Annotated in this window: 21 protein-coding genes and 2 riboswitches; of the genes, 15 read left to right on the plus strand and 6 right to left on the minus strand. The window is 67.1% G+C overall.

Annotated elements, in window-relative coordinates; genetic code table 11:
• Positions 1-31 precede the first annotated feature (31 nt).
• Positions 32-1,822, minus strand: coding sequence for an endonuclease (locus tag AC5P8Y_RS11080; protein ID WP_005414629.1), 1,791 nt, complete (start codon positions 1,820-1,822; stop codon positions 32-34).
• Between the two features lie 312 nt (positions 1,823-2,134).
• Between AC5P8Y_RS11080 and AC5P8Y_RS11085 the strand changes: the two genes are divergently transcribed.
• The 3 genes from AC5P8Y_RS11085 (at position 2,135) to AC5P8Y_RS11095 (ending at position 4,898) form a co-directional block, all read left to right on the plus strand.
• Positions 2,135-2,422 carry a co-chaperone GroES gene (locus AC5P8Y_RS11085; RefSeq protein ID WP_005411227.1) on the plus strand — a complete coding sequence of 96 codons (288 nt, stop codon included), beginning with the start codon at positions 2,135-2,137 and terminating at the stop codon, positions 2,420-2,422.
• An 81-nt stretch (positions 2,423-2,503) separates the two neighbouring features.
• The gene (groL, locus tag AC5P8Y_RS11090; protein ID WP_005411226.1) at positions 2,504-4,153 is read left to right on the plus strand and encodes a chaperonin GroEL; all 1,650 of its coding nucleotides are present in this window, start codon (positions 2,504-2,506) and stop codon (positions 4,151-4,153) included.
• A 133-nt stretch (positions 4,154-4,286) separates the two neighbouring features.
• On the plus strand, positions 4,287-4,898 hold the full coding sequence (locus tag AC5P8Y_RS11095) for a DUF6445 family protein (RefSeq protein ID WP_033835262.1): 612 nt from the start codon (positions 4,287-4,289) through the stop codon (positions 4,896-4,898).
• Positions 4,899-4,926: 28 nt separating this feature from the next.
• Here AC5P8Y_RS11095 and AC5P8Y_RS11100 read toward each other — a convergent pair whose 3' ends face one another.
• Together AC5P8Y_RS11100 and AC5P8Y_RS11105 are read right to left on the minus strand one after the other, a co-directional pair.
• Positions 4,927-6,090 carry a serine hydrolase domain-containing protein gene (locus AC5P8Y_RS11100; RefSeq protein WP_049402275.1) on the minus strand — a complete coding sequence of 388 codons (1,164 nt, stop codon included), beginning with the start codon at positions 6,088-6,090 and terminating at the stop codon, positions 4,927-4,929.
• Between the two features lie 67 nt (positions 6,091-6,157).
• Entirely contained in the window at positions 6,158-7,087 is a 930-nt protein-coding gene (locus AC5P8Y_RS11105; RefSeq protein WP_111108780.1) for an aspartyl protease family protein, read from the minus strand.
• A gap of 106 nt (positions 7,088-7,193) precedes the next feature.
• Here AC5P8Y_RS11105 and AC5P8Y_RS11110 point away from each other — a divergent pair, with 106 nt between their 5' ends.
• The 7 genes from AC5P8Y_RS11110 to AC5P8Y_RS11140 all read left to right on the plus strand — a co-directional run bounded on the left by AC5P8Y_RS11110 (position 7,194) and on the right by AC5P8Y_RS11140 (position 12,666).
• Complete coding sequence (locus tag AC5P8Y_RS11110; RefSeq protein WP_005411222.1) at positions 7,194-7,901, plus strand: response regulator; 708 nt, start codon at positions 7,194-7,196, stop codon at positions 7,899-7,901.
• A 32-nt stretch (positions 7,902-7,933) separates the two neighbouring features.
• A complete protein-coding gene (locus AC5P8Y_RS11115) occupies positions 7,934-9,232 on the plus strand; it encodes a sensor histidine kinase (RefSeq protein ID WP_033835267.1) in 1,299 nt (432 codons plus the stop codon).
• 72 nt (positions 9,233-9,304) lie between these two features.
• Positions 9,305-9,805, plus strand: coding sequence for a MarR family winged helix-turn-helix transcriptional regulator (locus AC5P8Y_RS11120; protein ID WP_005414623.1), 501 nt, complete (start codon positions 9,305-9,307; stop codon positions 9,803-9,805).
• Positions 9,802-10,542, plus strand: a complete 741-nt coding sequence (locus AC5P8Y_RS11125; protein ID WP_049430234.1) for a DNA alkylation repair protein — start codon at positions 9,802-9,804, stop codon at positions 10,540-10,542. Before AC5P8Y_RS11120 ends, AC5P8Y_RS11125 begins: the two co-directional genes overlap by 4 nt.
• Positions 10,543-10,589: 47 nt before the next feature.
• Complete coding sequence (locus AC5P8Y_RS11130) at positions 10,590-10,928, plus strand: DUF6616 family protein (RefSeq protein WP_005411218.1); 339 nt, start codon at positions 10,590-10,592, stop codon at positions 10,926-10,928.
• A gap of 111 nt (positions 10,929-11,039) precedes the next feature.
• Complete coding sequence (locus AC5P8Y_RS11135) at positions 11,040-11,297, plus strand: hypothetical protein (RefSeq protein WP_005411217.1); 258 nt, start codon at positions 11,040-11,042, stop codon at positions 11,295-11,297.
• 295 nt (positions 11,298-11,592) lie between these two features.
• Complete coding sequence (locus AC5P8Y_RS11140; RefSeq protein WP_005411216.1) at positions 11,593-12,666, plus strand: 3-deoxy-7-phosphoheptulonate synthase; 1,074 nt, start codon at positions 11,593-11,595, stop codon at positions 12,664-12,666.
• 168 nt (positions 12,667-12,834) lie between these two features.
• Here AC5P8Y_RS11140 and AC5P8Y_RS11145 read toward each other — a convergent pair whose 3' ends face one another.
• Complete coding sequence (locus AC5P8Y_RS11145) at positions 12,835-13,452, minus strand: trimeric intracellular cation channel family protein (RefSeq protein ID WP_033835258.1); 618 nt, start codon at positions 13,450-13,452, stop codon at positions 12,835-12,837.
• Positions 13,453-13,534: 82 nt separating this feature from the next.
• Positions 13,535-13,640: riboswitch (glycine riboswitch) on the minus strand.
• A gap of 13 nt (positions 13,641-13,653) precedes the next feature.
• Positions 13,654-13,743, minus strand: a riboswitch (glycine riboswitch).
• Between the two features lie 40 nt (positions 13,744-13,783).
• Between AC5P8Y_RS11145 and AC5P8Y_RS11150 the strand changes: the two genes are divergently transcribed.
• The 3 genes from AC5P8Y_RS11150 to AC5P8Y_RS11160 all read left to right on the plus strand — a co-directional run bounded on the left by AC5P8Y_RS11150 (position 13,784) and on the right by AC5P8Y_RS11160 (position 15,023).
• Positions 13,784-14,059: a GIY-YIG nuclease family protein gene (locus AC5P8Y_RS11150; RefSeq protein WP_005411214.1), complete on the plus strand. Its 276-nt coding sequence runs from the start codon at positions 13,784-13,786 to the stop codon at positions 14,057-14,059.
• A 71-nt stretch (positions 14,060-14,130) separates the two neighbouring features.
• On the plus strand, positions 14,131-14,562 hold the full coding sequence (locus tag AC5P8Y_RS11155) for a nuclear transport factor 2 family protein (RefSeq protein WP_005411213.1): 432 nt from the start codon (positions 14,131-14,133) through the stop codon (positions 14,560-14,562).
• Positions 14,563-14,567: 5 nt separating this feature from the next.
• Complete coding sequence (locus AC5P8Y_RS11160) at positions 14,568-15,023, plus strand: hypothetical protein (RefSeq protein ID WP_049450292.1); 456 nt, start codon at positions 14,568-14,570, stop codon at positions 15,021-15,023.
• Between the two features lie 91 nt (positions 15,024-15,114).
• On the opposite strand, the gene AC5P8Y_RS11165 is transcribed toward AC5P8Y_RS11160, so the two are convergent.
• On the minus strand, positions 15,115-16,395 hold the full coding sequence (locus AC5P8Y_RS11165) for an NAD(P)/FAD-dependent oxidoreductase (protein WP_012481378.1): 1,281 nt from the start codon (positions 16,393-16,395) through the stop codon (positions 15,115-15,117).
• 123 nt (positions 16,396-16,518) lie between these two features.
• On the opposite strand from AC5P8Y_RS11165, the gene AC5P8Y_RS11170 reads away from it, so the two are divergent.
• Together AC5P8Y_RS11170 and AC5P8Y_RS11175 are read left to right on the plus strand one after the other, a co-directional pair.
• Complete coding sequence (locus AC5P8Y_RS11170; RefSeq protein WP_005411210.1) at positions 16,519-17,298, plus strand: NYN domain-containing protein; 780 nt, start codon at positions 16,519-16,521, stop codon at positions 17,296-17,298.
• 142 nt (positions 17,299-17,440) lie between these two features.
• Positions 17,441-18,061 carry a glutathione S-transferase family protein gene (locus AC5P8Y_RS11175; RefSeq protein WP_005414615.1) on the plus strand — a complete coding sequence of 207 codons (621 nt, stop codon included), beginning with the start codon at positions 17,441-17,443 and terminating at the stop codon, positions 18,059-18,061.
• Positions 18,062-18,157: 96 nt separating this feature from the next.
• Here the strand turns inward: AC5P8Y_RS11175 and AC5P8Y_RS11180 are convergent, their stop codons facing one another.
• The gene (locus AC5P8Y_RS11180; protein WP_049402294.1) at positions 18,158-20,335 is read right to left on the minus strand and encodes a primosomal protein N'; all 2,178 of its coding nucleotides are present in this window, start codon (positions 20,333-20,335) and stop codon (positions 18,158-18,160) included.
• Positions 20,336-20,599 lie beyond the last annotated feature (264 nt).

Below are 20,599 nucleotides of genomic sequence, written 5' to 3' on the forward strand. Positions count from 1 at the left end.
GGCGGCGGCCGTGGACCGCTGCGTTGCGCGGTCAGTTGGCCAGCTGGCAGGTGGCCGGCTTGGCCGAGGTGAACAGGCCAGGGGTCGCCCACTCGGGGTGGTCGATGAACGGGTTGCGGTTGCCCTGGAAGCTGTAGATCACGTCATTGCGCGCACGCTCGGCATCATCCGGCGGATCGGACAGGTGCCAGTCGATCAGCGTCGACAGTAGGCCCATGTAGGCCGGTGAGCTGCTGGTCTTGACGATCCTGCTGCGGTCGTCGGTCAGCTCCAGGTCCGGCTCGGACTGGCCAGTGGCTGCATCCTTGCCGCCCTCGTAGCGGATCGCCATGTACATCACCGCACGCGCCATGTCGCCCTTGCGCTTGCCCCACACCTCGAACGTGCCGGTGTTGCCGTCCGGCGTGCGCACCCAGTTGGAGTTGCCCGGATAGCCACCACTGCCGCCACCCTGGCCGTTGTTGGCCTCGGTGGCGCGCTCGCCGCAGCTGGCGTCGCACTTGCCGAACGGCTTGTTGCCACGGTCGGCGTTCCACTGTGCATCGGTCAGGTACAGCATGTGGGTGTCGGTATACGGCGCGTACGGCAGGCCCTTGTCACCCGTGGTGGTGGCAAAACCCAGCGAGTTCGGCCAGGTGTGCTCGCGGTTGTACTTCAGGCCACTGCCGCTGCCAGCGCGATCGGTCACCTTGGCGTAGCTGCGGTTGCGATACGCGTCGAGGATGCGGTTCGGGTTGTTCGGGTCCTCGTCTGCGATCTCCAGGATGGTCCAGGTACTGGTGCCCGAGCCGCTGTACGGGTAGGCGGTGTGGCCCTTGATTGTCGCGTGCAGCGAGCAGCGCAGCTGGCTCGGGCTGGAGGTGTTGACCTTGGAGTAGTAGCCGGCCGGCACACCCGGGTTGCCCGGGTCCGGATTGCCGCCGGTGCTGGCCACGGTGAAGGCGATGCGGCTGTCGGCCGCCGGGTGTGCGCCCTGCAGGTCGGTGATGCGCGCGGCGCGGATGTCGAAGCGGCAGGCTTCACCGGCCACCAGCGCGGTGTTGGTGGACAGCTTCACGCTGCGCCCGCTGGCCGGGAAGGTCAGCGGCACGCTGCCGGAGGTACCGCAGCTCAGCGCGAAGGCGCCGCTGGCGAGGTTCACGGTTTCGCTGAACACCACTTCCAGATCGGCGGCGGCCGGGAAGGTGCTGCTGCCCTGCGCCGGGGTGGTGGTGGACACCGACGGCGGCGTGTTCGGGCCCGGGGTGCCGCCGCCACTGAAGGTCTGGCCGTTGTTGCAGCTGCCGAAGGTCTGCCTGGCCGACTCGGCCCAGGTGAAGTGGGCGTACTGGCTGCCGCTGCCGGTCAGCTGCAACGAGGTGCCGGGGGCCGTGCTGTTGGTCTCGGCCACCGGAATGTTCTGGCTGGTCATGCCGGCGGCAGGGCCACCGGAGGCGGTGATGGCGCCCTCGTAGCTGAGGAACTGGACCACCTTGCCGCTGGCGTCGACCAGGGCGATGCCGTCGTTCGGGCCGTTCTGGATGCCGTTGGTCGGGTAGTTGACCACGGCGATGCTGGCGCTGCCGCAACCGGCGGCGGTGCCGGCAGGGACCGGGTTGTTGGCGTAGACCGTGGCGGCCGAAGGATTGCTGCCGTTGTAGAGGTAGAGGCGGTAGCCGGACAGGTCTTCACCTGCGGTAGCGACCACTTCGATGGCTTCGCCGACGTCACCGGCGGCGGTGCTGTCGTCGTAGTGCAGTTCGTTGATGAAGACCTCGGCCTGGGCCGGCGCCGCGGCCAGTGCCAGCAGGCAGGCGGCGGCAAGCGGGGACAGCAATCGCATCGACTACTCCTTGTGATTGGGAATGCGTGACCGAGCCTAAGGCCGATCCAGTGACACTTTGTCGTAAATGAACGTCAGATATCTGACAGTGCGACGCTTGTCACCGAAATTGTCCAGGACCGACGCCTTGGCCGAGGCGCGCGGGTGGAAAAAATTTTTTCATTCCGCCCTTGAAAGGGGGCGGCGGGGCTCCATCTCTGCCCTGCTCCCGACGTTGTCGGGTTTCTTCACGTGCGGTTCTGGCACTCGCCTGGGGTGAGTGCTAACATCGCCGGACTTTTTTAGACCAATCAATCACTTAAGAGGTCTCCTATGAGCATCAAGCCGCTGCACGACCGCGTTGTGGTCAAGCCGATCGAAGCCGACGAAATCTCCGCCGGTGGCATCGTCATCCCCGACTCGGCCAAGGAAAAGTCCACCAAGGGTGAGGTCGTGGCCGTCGGCCCGGGCAAGCCGCTGGACAACGGCAACGTGCGCGCGCCGTCGCTGAAGGTCGGCGACAAGGTCATCTATGGCCAGTACGCCGGCAGCTCGTACAAGAGCGAAGGCGTCGAATACAAGGTCCTGCGCGAAGACGACGTGCTCGCCGTCATCGGCTGAGCCTCGGCGCGACCTGTTTCAACCTGATCCCAAACTCCCAGCCGCCGGGCATCGTCCGGCGCTACCAATGAGGTAAATGCAATGGCTGCCAAGGATATTCGTTTCGGTGAAGACGCCCGTTCGCGCATGGTGCGCGGCGTCAACGTTCTCGCCAATGCCGTCAAGGCCACCCTGGGCCCGAAGGGCCGCAACGTCGTGCTGGAAAAGAGCTTCGGCGCCCCGACCATCACCAAGGACGGCGTCTCCGTCGCCAAGGAAATCGAACTGGCTGACAAGTTCGAGAACATGGGCGCGCAGATGGTGAAGGAAGTTGCTTCGCGCACCAACGACGATGCCGGCGACGGCACCACCACCGCCACCGTGCTGGCCCAGGCCCTGATCCGCGAAGGCGCCAAGGCCGTTGCCGCCGGCATGAACCCGATGGACCTCAAGCGCGGTATCGACAAGGCCGTTTCGGCCGCCGTCGCCGAGCTGAAGAACATTTCCAAGCCGACCGCCGACGACAAGGCGATCGCCCAGGTCGGTACCATCTCGGCCAACTCGGACGAGTCGATCGGCCAGATCATCGCTGACGCGATGAAGGAAGTCGGCAAGGAAGGCGTCATCACCGTTGAAGAAGGCTCGGGCCTGGACAACGAGCTGGACGTGGTCAAGGGCATGCAGTTCGACCGCGGCTACCTGTCGCCGTACTTCATCAACAACCAGCAGTCGCAGACCGCTGACCTGGATGACCCGTTCATCCTGCTGCACGACAAGAAGATCTCCAACGTCCGTGACCTGCTGCCGGTGCTGGAAGGCGTCGCCAAGGCCGGCAAGCCGCTGCTGATCGTGGCCGAGGAAGTTGAAGGCGAAGCGCTGGCCACCCTGGTCGTCAACACCATCCGTGGCATCGTCAAGGTCGTGGCCGTCAAGGCCCCGGGCTTCGGCGACCGTCGCAAGGCGATGCTGGAAGACATGGCCGTGCTGACCGGCGGCACCGTGATCTCCGAAGAAGTCGGCCTGTCGCTGGAGAAGGCCACCATCAAGGACCTGGGTCGCGCCAAGAAGGTGCAGGTCTCCAAGGAGAACACCACCATCATCGACGGCGTCGGCGACAAGGCCAACGTTGATGCACGCGTGGCGCAGATCAAGACCCAGATCCAGGACACCTCCTCGGATTACGACCGCGAGAAGCTGCAGGAACGCGTGGCCAAGCTGGCCGGCGGTGTTGCCGTGATCAAGGTCGGCGCCTCGACCGAAATCGAAATGAAGGAAAAGAAGGATCGCGTCGACGACGCCCTGCACGCCACCCGTGCGGCCGTTGAAGAAGGCGTGGTTCCGGGCGGCGGCGTTGCCCTGGTCCGCGCGATCACCGCGCTGGCCGGCCTGAAGGGCGCCAACGAAGACCAGAACCACGGCATCCAGATTGCCCTGCGTGCGATGGAAGCCCCGCTGCGCGAGATCGTTGCCAACGCCGGTGACGAGCCGTCGGTCATCATCAACAAGGTCAAGGAAGGCACCGGCAGCTTCGGCTACAACGCCGCCACCGGCGAGTTCGGCGACATGCTGCAGTTCGGCATCCTGGACCCGACCAAGGTGACCCGTTCGGCGCTGCAGAACGCGGCCTCGATCGCTGGCCTGATGATCACCACCGAAGCCATGGTTGCCGAAGCTCCGAAGAAGGACGAGCCGGCCATGGGCGGCGCCGGTGGCATGGGCGGCATGGGTGGCATGGGCGGCATGGACTTCTAAGGCCCACGCCCGCGTCGGACGTTGCCGGCCCTGGCCGGCGCGTCTCCCCGATGCACGGAAAAACCCCGCCGCGAGGCGGGGTTTTTTGTTGCCCGGTTGCCGCCATGGCGCCGCGTCGCTACGCTCGCAGACCATGCCTACCTCGTTCATCGTCGTCGACGACTTCCTCTCTCCAGCCGATGCACACGGCCTGCGCCAGGCCGGGCTGGGCCTGACCTACCCGGCGCAGGAGGGGGCATTCCCCGGGCGTAATTCGCTCGAACGGCTGGAGCTGGACGGCCTGTCCGAGGCCGCGTCGCGGTTGGTCAACGAGCCGCTGCGGCCGGTCAATCCGTTGCAGTCGCACGGCAAGTTCCGGCTGACCCTGGCCAGCGATGTGGGTCGCGCCAAGGTGCACACCGACCATTCGCACTGGTCCGGCATCCTCTACCTCAGCGCCCCGGAGCACTGCGAAGGGGGTACCGAGTTCTTCCGCCATCGCCGCACCAACACCGAGCGCATGGCGCTGAACGCCTACGAGCTGGCTGCGCTGGGCTACGCCAACGGCGGCGACATGCATCGGGACATCATCGAGCGCGACAGCGTCGACGACAGCCAGTGGGAAATGACCATGCGCATCCCGATGCGCTTCAACCGCCTGGTGCTGCTGCGCCCGTGGTTCTGGCATACCGCCGGCCCGGCCTTCGGCGACCGGCCGGAGAATGGGCGGCTGGTCTACCTGATGTTCTTCGAGCAGGCGCGTTGAAGGGAGGTCATCCACGCATGGCGTGGATCTACTTCACGAATGCCTTCGCAGCGCCGTACTCCCATTGCCACGGTACGCCGATGTCGCCGAGCACGAAGGCCACCAGCGCCGGGAAGGTCGCCTCGGCGCGCACATCGTTGCCCAGGATCACCACGCAGCGCTGCTGCTGCTCGACGCACACCAGCGTATTACCGACCGCATCATCGTGGCCACCCTTGTAGAAGCCCGCGCCTTGCGGGCCACGGAACGTCACCACTCCCAGGCCGGCCGCCAGGTCCTTGCGCTGCAGCGCCTTCGGCAGCTCCGGCTGCAGGGTGGGGAACTGGCTGGCGGTGGTGATCGGCAGCTGCGGCCGCACCAGCTCCTTGCGCATCGTCGCTGACAGCCCATCGCCGCGCACGTAGCCGGCGGCGAAACGGGCCATGTCGGCGATGGTGGTATCCATCGAACCGGCCGCGCGCACGCGGCTGCGCTCATCGTGCGGCTCGGCGGTGCCCTCCATGGTCCAGCCGTCGGCCAGGTTGGTGGCGAAGTCCCCGCGCCACATCATGCTGGTGCGGGTCATGCCGAGGCGGTCGAATACCCGCTGCTGCATCAACGCACCCACATCCTCGCCCAGCCGTCCGCGTTCGATCACGAACTGCAGCAGGATCAGCCCTTCGCCGGAATAGCCGTAGCGGCTGCCTGGATCGAAGTGGAACTTCAGCCGGCCGTCCGGTTCAAGAAACGCGAAGTTGGCAAAGCCACTGGCGTGGTTGAGCAGCAGGCGTGGGGTGAGCTGGCGCCAGCGCGCATCATCGGCCAGCACGCGGTAGTCGGCGTACTTCTTCGTTTCGGGCGGATAGTCCGGCAACGGCTTGTCCAGCGCTGTGGCGATGCTGGCATCCAGATCGATCCTGCGGTCCTGCGCCAGCTGCGCGACCAGATGGCCGAATGCCATCTTGGTCAGCGAGGCGGCGTACATCACCGTATCGGTGCGCAGTGGTTCGCCTGCGGTATTGCGCTCGCCGTAGGCGGCGACGTGCACCACCTTTCCGCCGTCGATCACCGCCAGTGCCATGCCGCGCGCCTGTGCGGCCTGCATCAACCGCTGCGCTTCGGCATCGATGCGGGCTGGCGAGGGTACCGGGGGAGGTGCAGCCAGCACGGCCAGCGGGAACAGCGTCAGCAACATCAGGGCGGCACGGCACATGCGTGGAACTCCTGGTGGGGCGCACGGTGATGCTACGCCAGGCTGCCGCTGGCGTCATTGCCGGATGTCAGCTGGCCTGCGGCCGGCGCAGGCAGATCCGGGACGCGCCGGCACCGATGTCCACCTGGCCGCCGCGCATTGCATCCGCACCAAGGATCAGCGCCGGCCGGCCCTCCAGGCCGATCGCCTTGAACACTGGCAGTTCGCTGATGCGGACCTCCATCGAGGGGTGCTGCCAGCCGTTGCCGGCCATGCCGGGCAGGGTGTACAGCCAGGTTGCCTGCTTTCCGCCGCCCAGGCCTTCGGTGCCCTTTTCACGCACCCGCACCCGTGCGTCGCTGCCGTCGGTGCGCAGCCCCAGTGCGCGGGCTGCTTCGGCGTTGAGGACGGTCTGCGCGGCACCGGTGTCGACCACGGCGATGGCGTCCACCGCGGGCGCGCCCAGTGCAAGCATGATGAAGCCGAACTGGCGCAGGCCGTCAGTGCGTCCGGGCAGCGCATTGGGCTGGCAACCCGGTCCTTCCAGGTTCAATCCGCCGGGTGTCCACAGCGCCAGTTGATTGCGGCCGAAGTCCCAACGGGTATCCCAGCGTCCGGTCAGATCGTTGCCGATCAAGCCGTCAATGGCCGGATCATCGTCCTTCGGCAACGACGACAGATCGACCTTCATGGCTTGGGCCTGCAGCTGCCAACTGCCCAGCTGCCAGGACGTTCTGCGTATGCGCTGCAGCCGCGCGGAGGCTGCACTTGCCCCTTGGGCCCGTGATACCTCCGCATCCGCATCTCCCAGACCGTAGCGCCGCACGACGCGGTCATCGACCAGCGTGGCGCCTGCCGCGCTGTCGACCACGAAGCGCAGCGGTTCGGCACGCCCGTCCAGCGACACGGCCACGGCCGGATGACCGCCCTGCATCCACATCGGCAGGATGTGTTTGGGGGAATCGGACGCCAGCGCAGCCAGCGGGGCAGCAAGCAGGACGAATGGGATGAGGCGCAAGGCAGGTCTCCGCAGTGATCATGGGTGACCATTGGCGCGCAGCCGCGTATCGCGGGAACATCGGCGTTGATACCGTCCTGATACAGACCTGCCTGATACTGCCTGCATGACGACTCCCGCCCGTGTCATCGTTGTCGATGACGACGCCAGCATCCGTGATGCCATCGCCGATTGCCTGTTGCTGCATGGCTACCAGGTACGGGTGGCAGCGGACGCGACGGCGCTGGACGTGCTGCTGCAGGTCGATCGCCCGGACGTGATCATCCTCGACTGGATGATGCCCGGTGAGGATGGCCTGTCGGTCTGCCGCCGGCTGCAGGCACGGGCCATTCCGATCCTGATGCTGTCGGCGATGGGCAGCGCACCGGACAGGGTGATCGGCCTGGAGATGGGCGCGGACGACTACCTGGCCAAGCCGTTCGACCCGCGCGAGCTGCTGGCGCGGGTACGCGCGCTGCTGCGCCGGCAGGACAAGCTGCGCGCGCAGGTAGCCAGTGAACTGCGCTTTTCTGGTTGGCGGTTGCTGCCGGAACAACGTCGCCTGCTGGCGCCGGATGGGAACGAGCTGGTGCTCAGCCGTGGTGAATTCAGCCTGTTGCTGGCGCTGGCCGAACGCCCCGGGCGGGTGCTGGGGCGCGAGCAGCTGCTGCAGCTGAGCCGTGGCGAACCGAGTGACAGCGTCGACCGCGCGGTCGACCTGGCGATCAGCCGCCTGCGCCGCAAGCTCGGGCAGGCCTCACCCGGTGCGGAAGCCCTGGTGCAGACATCGCGTGGCGAAGGCTATCGCTTCCACGCCGAGGTACAGGTGCTGTGAGCAGCCGGTGGCCGACCGCGCGTTGGATCACGATGCTGGCCCTGGCCAGCCTGCTGCTGGCGACACTGGTCAGCGTGGCCGTGGTTGGCTGGATGCCTCGGCCCGCGCCGCCACCGATGCGGTTGGACCAGGCCGTGCAGGTGCTGCGGGGGGAACAGGCCGCGGCACCACTGGGCCTGCATCTGGCGACGCAGGATGCGCCACCACAGGGCAGTGCCAGTGACTGGCTCACCCAGTTGGCGGCGCTGCAGATGGGTTTGCCGGCGAAGGAGGTGCGCCTGGTCTGGAGCGGACAGGGCAAGGCGCCTGATGTGCAGGTCATCGAAGGCGGCGCGGTGCTCGACGGCACGGCGCGGGTCGGTGTACTGAAGGCGCAGGCCGCGCTGCTGACCGCGATGCAATGGCCGCCGTTTGAACTGGGCGTGCGCCAGGCCGATGGCCGCTGGCGGGTGGTCGGCAGCGATCACAGTGATCTGGCAGCTTGGCGGCGACAGGTGATACTGGCGCTGCTGGGCGGTGCCGTGTTGCTGGCGCCGCTGGCGGCGTGGGCATCGATCCGGCTGGGGCGTCCACTACGACGCTTGGCCGATGCCAGTGCACGCGTGGACCTGCAAGCCGACACGCCCCTGCCGGATGATGGCCCGCGCGAGGTACAGATGCTGGCCGCCGCGATCGGCACCGGTCGAGAGCGCCTGCGTGCGCAGGCCCAGGACATGACCCATATGCTGGCTGCAGTGGCGCACGACCTGCGCACACCATTGACCGGCCTGCGACTGCGCGCCGAGTTCGCGCCCACACCACAGGCGGCCCGGATGGTGGCGGACATCGAGCGCATGGACACGATGATCGAGCAGGTGCTCGATTACGCACGCGGTGAACTGCAGCCGTTGCAGATGCGCCCGCTGGATCTGGCCGCGCTGCTGGAGGAGTGCGTGCAGGCAGCGTTGCTGCGCGGTGTCGAGATCTCCATCCAGGGGCCGGACAGTCTGCCCTGGCACGGCGACGCGTTGCTGCTTCGGCGCGCGTTCGACAACCTTATCGACAATGCCGATCGCTATGCCGGGGCGATGGAACTGCGGCTTGCCGTGGTTGAGCGAGGGGTCCAGCTGGAGGTGATGGATCGGGGCCCAGGTATCGCCGAGGGCGACCGAGTACGCCTGCTGCAACCGTTCCAGCGCAGCGAGCGTTCTCGTAGTCGCACCACCGGTGGAGCGGGACTTGGGCTGGCAGTGGCCGCCAATGTGGCGAGGCGGCACGCGGGCGAACTGCAGCTGCTGCACCGGGAGGGCGGCGGGCTGATTGCGTGCCTGCTGCTGGGAAAGTTCACCTGATATCGGCTGTGGTTTACAGGCAGCGGCTGTTTGGCTGTATGATTAGGCGCCTAACCATATCACGTGCGTGAGATGATCGAAGCCAAGCACCATGCCCTGATCGAGGAAGCGCAGCGACGCGGTCACGCCAACATCGCGCCGCTGCGCCTGTGTTTCCAGCTGCTCTCGCTGTCCTCGTCGATCGATCGCGACTGCGCCGCGCGGCTGGCACCGCATGGGCTCAGCGAGGGTCGCTTCATCGTGCTGTTCCTGTTGCACGGGGCCGGTGGCGCACTGCCGCCGCATGTGCTGGCCGAGCGCGCCGGCGTGACCCGCGCCACCATCAGCGGCCTGCTCGATGGCCTGCAGCGCGAAGGCCTGCTGCAGCGTCGCAACGATGACGGGGATGGCCGCCGCCTGCAGATCGTGCTGACCGCACCGGGAAAGCGTTTGGCCGAATCGCTGTTCGAGCAGCACACGCAATGGATCGGTGGGCTGTTCAACGGCCTGGATGCTGATGAACAGCAGCAGCTGTCACAGCTGCTGCACAAGGTCTGGCAGCACACGGACGCCGGGCGGGAATCCGCAGCATGAGCACGTCCATTCCTGCGGAACGCCGGCAAGCACTCAACACCGGCCGCGTCCCCGCCACCCATCTGGCAGAATGCCTGGCAGTGGATTTTGCCGCGCTGCTGCAGGTGGTGGCGCCTGCGCTTGCACCGGAGGCGCTGCAACGCATGCGGGACGCCTCAGGCAAGGGCATCACGCTGCGCATGGCCCTGGCTGCGCAACTGCTGCGTGAGGCGGGGCAGGGGGCGCCTGCGCTCTGGCAGCATCACAGCTCCGATACCGTGCGCGGCTGGGCCTGCTACCTGATCGGCAGCGATGCCCGCGCAACGCTGGCAGGGAAGCTGCAGCAGATGCGCACACTGGCCGATGACCCCCATTTCGGTGTGCGCGAATGGGCGTGGCTGGCACTACGCACGGACATCGTTGCCGCACCACTGCAGGCGCTGGAGCACCTGCAATCGTGGTCACAGGAAACATCGCCGTACCTGCGCCGCTTCGCCTGCGAAGCACTGCGTCCGCGCGGTGTCTGGGCCACGCATATCGCACTGTTCAAGCAGCACCCGGAACATGCATCCGCGCTGCTGGAAGCACTGGCCGACGATCCGGAACGCTATGTGCAGGATTCGGTCGGAAATTGGCTCAACGATGCCGGCAAGACTCAGCCGCAGTGGCTGCGCCAGCTGTGTACGCGTTGGCAGCATGAGCGCCACAGCGACGCCAACGCCTACATCCGCAAACGCGCGCTGCGCTCGCTCCGGTAGTGGCGGCCGCTGGCCGGCAACCCCCGAACCCTCAAGGAAGAACCACCATGTCGCACACCTTCATCGAGCTCTACACCGCCACCCCTGCCTGGACCACACTTCCGCCCGAGCAGCGGAACGCCTTCTTCGCCCGTATCGGCGCCGGCATGCAGCAGTTCGATCCGGTCCGCATCACGCCGCTGGCGATGGGCCGCATTGCCTCGGGCGTACCGCACGGCAGCGATGAGCAGTTCTATGCGGTCTGGCGCTGCGCAAGCCGCGAGGAGGTCGATGCGTTGATGGCCGGCATTGCCGCTACCGGCTGGCATGAGTACTTCACCACCACCCAGGCGGTAGGCGCGATGGACAGCATGGCCCAGCACCTTGCCGACCTGGCCGCCTTGTAGCGGCGCGGCAGACGCCGGCAGATTCCGTGCTGGGCATGGGTGGCACATGCGCCTGTCACCCAGACGCGGTAAACAGGACATTGCCCATGTCCATCCGCAGGAAGGTCGATCATGCAGAGCACGCTCCAGGTCACGCTGTTCGGCCCTCTTGGCGACAGCCCGGCGTTGCAGTTGCCGGGGCTGGAGGGGCCGTCGGTGGCCATCCAGGAATCGGCCCTGCGGCGCTTGGTTTCCGATCTCTACACCGCGCGTTCCCTGCTCAACCCCGAGCAGCTGGACGAGGCCCGGCAGGAACTGGATCGCGTGCTGGAACGCTGGGCCGACATCCATGAGGGCCTGCTACTGGATGTGGAAGTGCATGGCAAATGAGCGACGTTGCGTGGTTGCCGCCGCGTGGGCAGGGCCGGCGCGCATCTCGCTGAACCGCGTCCCCAGTTGCGGATGAAACATTTTGCACTGCGCAAAAGCTGTGCTATCAATACAACCCATGAACGCAGCCGCCACCCGCTTTTACTGGTATTACTTTCCGAAGCCATTGGCGGAGGAAGGACTGCGCTCACCCTGAAGAAAGCTTCAGACGCATTCCCGAAAGCCGCCAGCGAACCTGGCGGCTTTTTTCATGCCGCCACGCTGGGGACCCCCAACGTTCCGGAGACCTCCCCCAATGCCCCCGCACACCGACGACCTGCGTATCCGCACCATCGAACCGCTGACACCGCCTGCCCAGCTGCTGGCGATGCTGCCGTGTGACGATGAAGCCTCCGACACCGTCAGCGCCTCGCGCGCGGCCCTGCACCAGATCCTGCATGGCCGTGACGACCGCCTGGCGGTGGTGGTTGGCCCATGCTCGATCCACGACCCGAAGGCCGCCATCGAGTACGCCCAGCGCCTGAAGCCGCTGCGTGACGCGCTGGCCGGGGAACTTGAAATCGTGATGCGCGTGTACTTCGAGAAGCCGCGCACCACGGTGGGCTGGAAGGGCCTGATCAACGACCCGGACCTGGATGGCAGCTTCAGGATCGACAAGGGCCTGCGCATTGCCCGTGGCCTGCTGCGCGACATCAACAAGCTCGGCCTGCCGGCCGGTGTCGAGTTCCTCGACGTGATCTCGCCGCAGTACATCGCCGATCTGGTGGCCTGGGGCGCCATTGGTGCGCGCACCACCGAAAGCCAGGTGCACCGCGAACTGGCCTCGGGGCTGTCGTGCCCGGTCGGCTTCAAGAACGGCACCGATGGCAACGTGAAGATCGCCGCCGACGCGGTGGGTGCGGCCTCCAATCCGCATCACTTCCTGTCGGTCACCAAGCAGGGCGGCACCGCCATCGTGTCGACCACTGGCAACCCGGATTGCCATGTGATCCTGCGCGGCGGCAAGCAGCCGAACTACGATGCAGGCAGTGTCGCCGAGGCCTGCCAGGCGCTGGCCAAGGCCAAGCTGCCGACTCGTCTGATGATCGACGCCAGCCATGCCAACAGCCTGAAGAATCCGGACAACCAGCCGAAGGTGATCGAGGACATCGCCGTTCAGTTGGAAGACGGTGAACAGCGCATCGTCGGTGTGATGATCGAGAGCCATCTGGTCGGTGGTCGCCAGGAACTGGTGGAAGGCCAACCGCTGGTCTACGGGCAGAGCATCACCGATGGCTGCATCGACTGGGACACCACCGTGACGGTGCTGGAGCGACTGGCCGCGGCCGTGCGCGCCCGTCGCGACGTGAAGGTGTCCGAAGCCGCTTGAGTGCGGCACGTGTGTGGATGGCGGCCAGCGCCTGCGGGGGTGCGGCCGCGATCAGGGCCGGTCGGAGTTGGAGACCGGCCCATCTGCACCGGCGATGCGCCTGGCGCTGCGCATGAGCGACAGCGCCAGGTACATCGCCGGGGTGGTGCGGATTCCGCCGCGCGAACCTCAATGCACTTCGTCGTGGTACACGAACTTCGGCATTTCCCAGCGGTAGTGGATCGCCAGCAGGCGTAGCGCGAAGCCGCCGCCGAGGCAGCACAGGATCGCGGTGGCGTCGGCCACGCCCCAGTGCAGCAGCAACAGGTAGGCCGCGCCGGTCAGCAGCGCGATGATCGCGTACAGCTCCTTCTGGAAGATCAGCGGCACCTCGTTGCAGAGGATGTCGCGCAGCACGCCGCCGAACGCGCCGGTCAACATGCCGGCGATCAGCACGATCGGCATCGCATGGCCGGCTTCGCGCGCAATCGAGCAGCCGATCAGGGTGAAGGCGATCAGGCCCAGGCCATCGAGCACCAGGAAGGTGCGGCGGAAGTGGTGCATCCAGCGCGCCACCCAAGTGGCGATCAGCGCCGCGCATACGGTGAAGCCCAGGTACTCCGGATGCTTCACCCAGCCCAGCGGGTAGTGGCCGAGCAGGATGTCGCGCAGTGATCCACCACCGAGGGCGGTGACGCAGGCGATCATGACCACGCCGAACAGGTCCATGCGGCGGCGGCCGGCGGCCAGCGCGCCGGTCATGGCTTCGGCGGAAATGGCGATCAGGTAGATGATGGACAGCAGCATTGGGCAGGCTCCGGGCGCGGTGGGGCCGGCCATGCGCGACTACCGCCACTGCCTGCGCAATGACGGGATGACGATGACCGGTGCCGCTCCCGCTGTCCTTTTGCCTGAGAGTTCAGCGGCATGGGCCGCGTGCCCCTTCGGCGGATCGTCCCGGGCATGCCCGGTGACCTCTCTCCAGCTCGGCGAGTCGAATGCATGGTTGGTGGGATTCCAGCCCACCGGCCTGAGCGATCATGGGAGCCTGCGCCTTCGGCGGGCGCCAGCGCGGCGCCTCTCTCCTGCATTCGGGCGCCAGTATATCCGCTGCAGTGCAGCACGGCATAATCCGGGCATGGCCCCGTCCCTCCGCCCGTGGTTCCTGTACCTGCTCGAATGTCGCGATGGCAGCTATTACGCCGGCATCAGCACCGACGTGGACGCGCGTTTTGCCGCCCACCAGGCCGGCAAGGGCGCGCGCTACACCCGGGCCCGGCCGCCGCTGCGCGTGCTGGCCGTGCGCGAGTACCCGGACCGGGCCGCCGCCTCGCGGGCCGAATGGCAGCTCAAGCAGCAGCCGCGGGAACGCAAGCTGGCCTGGCTGCAGGCGGTGGATGCTGGGTCCCTGTAGATCCATGGCATACATGGATGCCTCTGTGCCGCCATGCGATGATCGCCCAGCCCTCAGCGCTGGAGACCCGGATGTCCACCGTCGCCCTGTTGTTCGCTCTCTCCGCGTCAACCAGTCCCGCTGCCGACCCGGCCACCCTCGCGGCCATCGAAGCCACCTGCCATGACTACGTCGACGGCCAGCTGGAGGCCGACCCGCAGCGCGTCGCCCGCTCCCTGCACCCGGACCTGGCCAAGCGCGCGGTCCTCGGCGATACGCCCGACGAGCGGCTGGGCCTGCGCCGCATGTCGAAGGAAGAACTGGTCGCGCTGACGAAGCAGGGCGCGTTGAAGACCCCGAAGGATCAATGGGACCGCCGCTGCACGGTGCTGGACGTGACCGGCAATGCCGCCTCGGTGCGATTGGAAACGCCGTGGTTCGTCGATTACTTCCACATGGGGCGCTTCGACCAGCGCTGGGTCATCGTCAACGCGTTGTGGTACCCGAAACCGAAGGCGAAGTGAGCACGATGCGTGCCGCCGGTAAGGCATGGGTCTCCGTCGTCGTACTGGCCGCCGGCATCGCACTGCTGCCTGGCCTGCTGTACCTGCTCGGGCTTGCCCTGGTGGGCGGTTGGCCGAAGCCAGCAGACCGTGCGCCCAGTGGTGTGGCTGCGTGCAGCAGTGAACCGCGAACAGGATTTCAGCCGATGAATCCCTGGAGTTTCGCCGCGCAGTTCTTCGACGACGACGCGATGAAGAAGAAGGTGCCAGAGGTGGAACGGGAGGCGTTCTGGATTGCCCGCCGCCATCTTTGGCGGCAGCCACGGCACGACATGCTGCGCTGGCATCTGAGCAGCACGGCACTGACGATCTGGATTACCCGCAACTGGAGTGCCGCGCAGATTGCCGACACCGCAAGGAAGGAGGACTTCTGCCGCGCATGGTCGAAACGGCGGGTGCCCGGCGGCCCGATGAAGCGGTAGATCCACGCCATGCATGGATGATGTTGACGGAGTCAGAGCCCTTTCCTGCGGAGAGGGGACGGACCGCGCGGCAGCCGGCCAGCGGCCGGCACTACCGCCGGGGTCGCCGGTCTTCCTGGTCATCACCGAAGATGATGCGCGCGCTGCGCTGGTAGCTCCAGTACGCCACGGCCCAGTTCAGCAGCACTACGATGCGGTTGCGGAAGCCGATCAGGAAGAACACGTGCGCGGCCAGCCAGAACCACCAGGCCAGCACGCCCGACAGCTGCAGCCGCCCCAGGTGCACGATCGCGGCCATGCGACCGATGGTGGCCAGGTTGCCGTAGTCGGCGTACTTGAACGGGCCGGGCTCGGGCTTGCCGTGCAGGCGTGCGCGGATCACCTCGGCCACGTATTTGCCCATCTGCTTGGCAGCGGGTGCCACGCCGGGTACCGGCTTGCCGTCGGCCTGGCTCAGTGCGGCCAGGTCACCGGCCACGAACAGCTCCGGGTGATCGGGCAGGGTCAGGTCCGGTTGCACCGGCACGCGGCCGGCGCGGTCCAGCGGCACGTCCAGCGTGCGCGCCAGCGGTGAAGCGGCCACGCCGGCGGCCCAGACCACGGTGCGGGCCGGCACGAACTGGTCACCGAGCGTGAAGCCCTGGCTGTCGATGTCGCTCACCGGGGTACCGGTCAGCACTTCCACGCCCAGCTTTTCCAGCTGGCGGCGTGCTTTCAGCGAAAGTACTTCCGGGAACGAGGACAGCACGCGCGGGCCGGCCTCGACCAGCCGCACCTTGGCGCTGGCCGGGTCGATGTGGCGGAATTCGTTGCGCAACGTATGCCGCGCGATCTCGGCCAGGGTGCCGGCCAGTTCAACACCGGTGGGACCGCCACCGACCACCGCGAAGCTCAGCCATGCGGCCTTCTTCGCCGGGTCCGGTTCCGCCTCGGCGCGCTCGAACGCCAGCAGCAGCTTGCGGCGCAGCGCGATCGCATCGTCCAGCGTCTTCAGGCCGGGCGCATCATCGGCCCACTGGTCGTTGCCGAAGTAGGCGTGGGTGGCGCCGGTGGCCAGCAGCAGGCTGTCGTAGTCCAGCGTGCTGCCATCGGCCATGCGGATCTGCCGGGCCTGCTTGTCGATGGCGACCACTTCGCCGAGGCGGACTTCCACGTTGCGCTGGTGGCCGAGGATATGGCGCAGTGGTGCAGCGATATCCGGCGCGGACAGGCCCGCAGTGGCCACCTGGTACAGCAGCGGCTGGAACAGGTGATGGTTGCGGCGGTCGACCAGGGTGATGCGTATGCGCTCGCGGGCCAGGGCACGGGTGGCCCAGAGACCGGCAAAACCGCCGCCGACAACAACCAGGTGGGGAACGCGCTCGCGACTCATCGACTCACTCCAGTGGGGGCATTGGGGGAAGCGCCTGGCATCTTCGCACGGCGGCCGCCTGTCACGTCAGCGCCCGCGTGGATCGGCGATACTCGGGTTCAGGCAACCGCCCGCGAGGAGTCCATGAGCGAACCGGAAAAGCGCATCGCCCTGTTGATCGACGCCGACAATGCGCCGGCCTCGAAGATCGACGAGGTGTTGGCCGAAGTGGCCCGCTATGGGGTGGCCAACGTGCGCCGCGCCTATGGCAACTGGAAGAGCCCGCGACTGAAGGGGTGGGAAGCGGTGCTGCATGAGTATGCGATCCGTCCCATCCAGCAGTTCGCCTACAGCAAGGGCAAGAATGCCTCGGACATGGCGATGGTGATCGATGCCATGGACCTGCTGTACGCGCGCAACCTGGATGGCTTTGCCATCGTCTCCAGCGATGCGGACTTCACCCCGATGGTGATGCGCCTGTTGACCGATGGCGTGAAGGTGTACGGTTTCGGCGAGAAGAAAACACCCGAGCCGTTCGTCAACGCGTGCTCGAAATTCACCTACCTGGAAGCACTGGGCCAGACCCACGCCAGCGTGCCGGATACCGAACAGGCCTCCAGCGAACAGGCCTCGAACGAGCCGGTGGCCAACGACGATGCGCGCCCGCGCAAGAGCGGTGCGGAAATGCGCAGCGACACGCGGCTGGTGAAGATGCTGCGCCGCGCGGTGTCCGCGGCCGAGGGCGAGGATGGCTGGTCGCACCTCGGCCCGGTCGGCAGCCAGATCGGCAACCAGGCGTCGTTCGACCCGCGCAACTACGGCTACGGCAAGCTCAGCGATCTGCTGGCGGCGATCGGCCTGTTCGAACTGAAGAAGGATGGCAAGTCGTCCTACGTGCGCGCGCTGCCGAAAAAGAACCGGTAATGCCGGCCGCTGGCCAGCGAGGAACCGGTAGTGCCGGCCGCTGGCCGGCAATTCCCGGACGCCAGATCCCGCATCCGGCATGCACACACCCCGCCCGATCAGGGGTATCGTTGCCGCTCGCATTGCCAGCAAGGAATACCGCATGTTGAAGATCTGGGGCCGTCGCAATTCCAGCAACGTCCGCAAGGTGCTGTGGTGTGCCGAGGAAATCGGCCTGCCGTACGAGTCCATCGAGGTCGGTGGCAGCCACGGCGGCACGCAGACGCCGGAATACCAGGCGATGAATCCCAATGGCCTGGTACCGGTGATCGAAGACCACGGCCTGCCGCTGTGGGAATCGAACGCCATCGTGCGCTACCTGAGTGCGCGCTACGCGCTGGGCACGCTGTACGCCGAAGACCCGATGGAACGCGCCCAGGCCGAGAAGTGGATGGACTGGAGCACCTCGCGCATGGCGCCGCTGTACACCGACCTGATCTGGGGCATCATGCGCACCGCTCCGGCCGACCGCGACGAAGCGCGGATCAATGCCGCCATCGTGCGCGCCGGCGACTACCTGGCGATGGCCGATGCCACCCTGGCCAAGCAGCCGTGGCTGTCCGGCGAGACATTCGCGATGGGTGACATCCCGCTGGGCTCGCTGATCTATGCCTGGTTCGAACTGCCGATCCAGCGTCCGGAACTGCCGCACCTGGCCGACTGGTACGCCCGTCTTCGTGAGCGCCCCGCCTACCAGCGGGGCGTGATGTCGCCGCTGACGTAAGCGAAAGCGTCCGGGGTCAGAGCCCTTTTCTGCGAAAAGGGATCCGACCCCAGGGCATCGGGGTCGGATCCCACCCGACGGGTGGGCTCTGACCCCTCAATAAAGATCCGTCGGATCCACATCCAGCGACCAGCGCACCTTGCGTGCTTCCGGCAGCGCATACAGCTGCGGTACCAGTTGCGAAAGCACCCCGTGCAGCGGTGGCCGCTGCGCGGCAGACAGCAGCAGCTGGGCGCGCTGGTAGCCGGCGCGCCGTGGCATCGGCGCCGGCATGGGTCCATAGGCCTCCACCACGTCCTGCTCGCCCAGCAGCTGTCGCGCTGCCAGCAGGAATGCATTGGCATGCTCCACCTGCTGCGCTTCGGCGCGCATCAGCGCCAGATGCGCGAACGGCGGGAATCCTGCGGCCTGGCGCTGGTTCAACTCGGCCTGCGCGAACGGGTGGTAGCCACCGCTGACCAGGGTCTCCAGCAGTGGGTGCCCCGGGTGATGCGTCTGCAGCCAGACCTCGCCCGGGTCGCGCGCGCGTCCGGCGCGACCGGCGACCTGGATCAGCTGCTGCGCCAGTTTCTCGCTGGCGCGGAAGTCGGCGGAGAACAGGCCCTCGTCGATGCCGACCACCACCACCAGGGTCAGCTTGGGCAGGTCGTGGCCCTTGGCCAGGATCTGCGTGCCGACCAGGATGCCGGGCCGGTCGCCCAGTTTCGCCAGCTGTTGTTCCAGTGCATCGCGTCGCGAGGTAGTGCTGCGGTCGATGCGCACCACCGGGAAGTCGGCGAAGGCGGCGGTGAGATGTTCTTCCAGGCGCTCGGTGCCGATGCCCTGCGGTTGCAGCGCCAGACTCCCGCACGCGGGGCATGCCAGCGGCGCCGGTTGCCGCGCGCCGCAGTGATGGCACTGCAGGCGACGACCGCCGCCATGCACGGTCATCGGTGCATCGCAGCGGTTGCATGGCGCGGTCCAGCCGCAGTCGTGGCACAGCAGTACTGGCGCATAGCCACGGCGGTTCTTGAACACCAGCACCTGCTGGCCGCGCTGCAGGTGCTCGCCAATGCCGGCCAGCACGTCGGCCGAGAGGCCGTCATGCAATGGTCGCTTGCGCACATCAAGGATGCGCACGCGCGGTGGCCGCGCATCACCGGCACGCTGCTTCAGGCGCAGGTGGGTGTAGCGCCCGGCATAGGCGTTGTGCAGCGTCTCCAGTGAAGGCGTAGCGCTGCCCAGCAGCACCGGAACGCCCAGCGCCTTGCCCCGGACCAGGGCGAAATCGCGTGCGTGGTAGCGGATGCCATCCTGCTGCTTGTAGCTGCCGTCATGCTCCTCGTCGACGATCAGCAGGCCGGCCTGCGGCAGCGGCGTGAACACCGCCGAGCGGGTGCCGACGATCACCCGTGCTTCGCCGCGCGAAGCCGCCGCCCAGACCCGGGCGCGCTCGTTGTCGTTCAACCCCGAATGCAGTGCATGCACGGCGATGCCGAGGCGGCCGCGGAAGCGTGCCAGGGTCTGCGGGGTGAGGCCGATTTCCGGCACCAGCACCAGCGCCTGCTTGCCTTGGGCCAGGCAGTGGATGATGGCCTGCAGGTAGACCTCGGTCTTGCCGCTGCCGGTTACGCCATCCAGCAGGAACGGTTGGAAGCCCTCGACTGCGTTGATCGCCGCCACGGCCTCTGCCTGCTCCGTGTTGAGGGTGGGGCCAGGCAGTGGCTGCGCGTGCTGCGGAGCGACGCGCAGCGCCACGCGTTCGGCCAGCTCGCGCTTGGCCAGGCTGCGCGCGGCGGTGCGCCAGTCGTCCATGCGTTCGCCCAGCACGTCCTCATCGACGATGGCGTCGGCCAGCAGCTCGGCCAGCTGCCGGGGGCGGCTGCCGGCGCGCAGTTTTTCGCGCTGGGCGCGGCCTTCGGCGGTCAGCTGCCAGCCCCAGTGATGGGTGTCGGGCAGGGCGTCGCCATGGCGCAGCGGGGCCGGCAGGGCGGTGCTCAGCACCTCGCCCAGTGGCGCATGGGTGTAGCGCGCCAGCCACTGCAGGCTGTGCCACAGCTCGCCCTGGAGCAGCGGTTGCGGGTCGCACCAGGCCAAGGCCTGGCGCAGTCCCTGGCCGTCATCGGTCTGGCCGTGCCCCACCACTACGCCGACCAGCTCGCGGTTGCCGAACGGCACCTTCAGGCGGCAGCCGACCGCGACCGTGGGGCCATCGCCCTCTGGTGACAGGTAGTCGAACAGGCGCGGCAGCGGGACGGGCAGGGCGACCTGCAGGGTCGGAATGGGTGAAAGCATCGGGCCAGTGTAACGGGCCATGCGCGCGCGGATGGCAGGGGCCAGAGACTGCCGGGGGGCCCTCGTCGAATCATAAATGTCACCTAAATATCGGTGTCCATTGGAGATTCAGTCTTATCCACATGTTCTGTGGATAACGTTGTGCGTTACCGGTCGACGGGAACGCAGGAGGCCGATGGCGACGAGCTCACGCTTGGGTTGGTCAAAAAATCGCCACACTTCAAAGTCATTCAAAATCAACAACTTGAGTGTGAAACATTGCTG

This window comes from Stenotrophomonas sp. YJH_SMC_12-1, assembly GCF_059370935.1.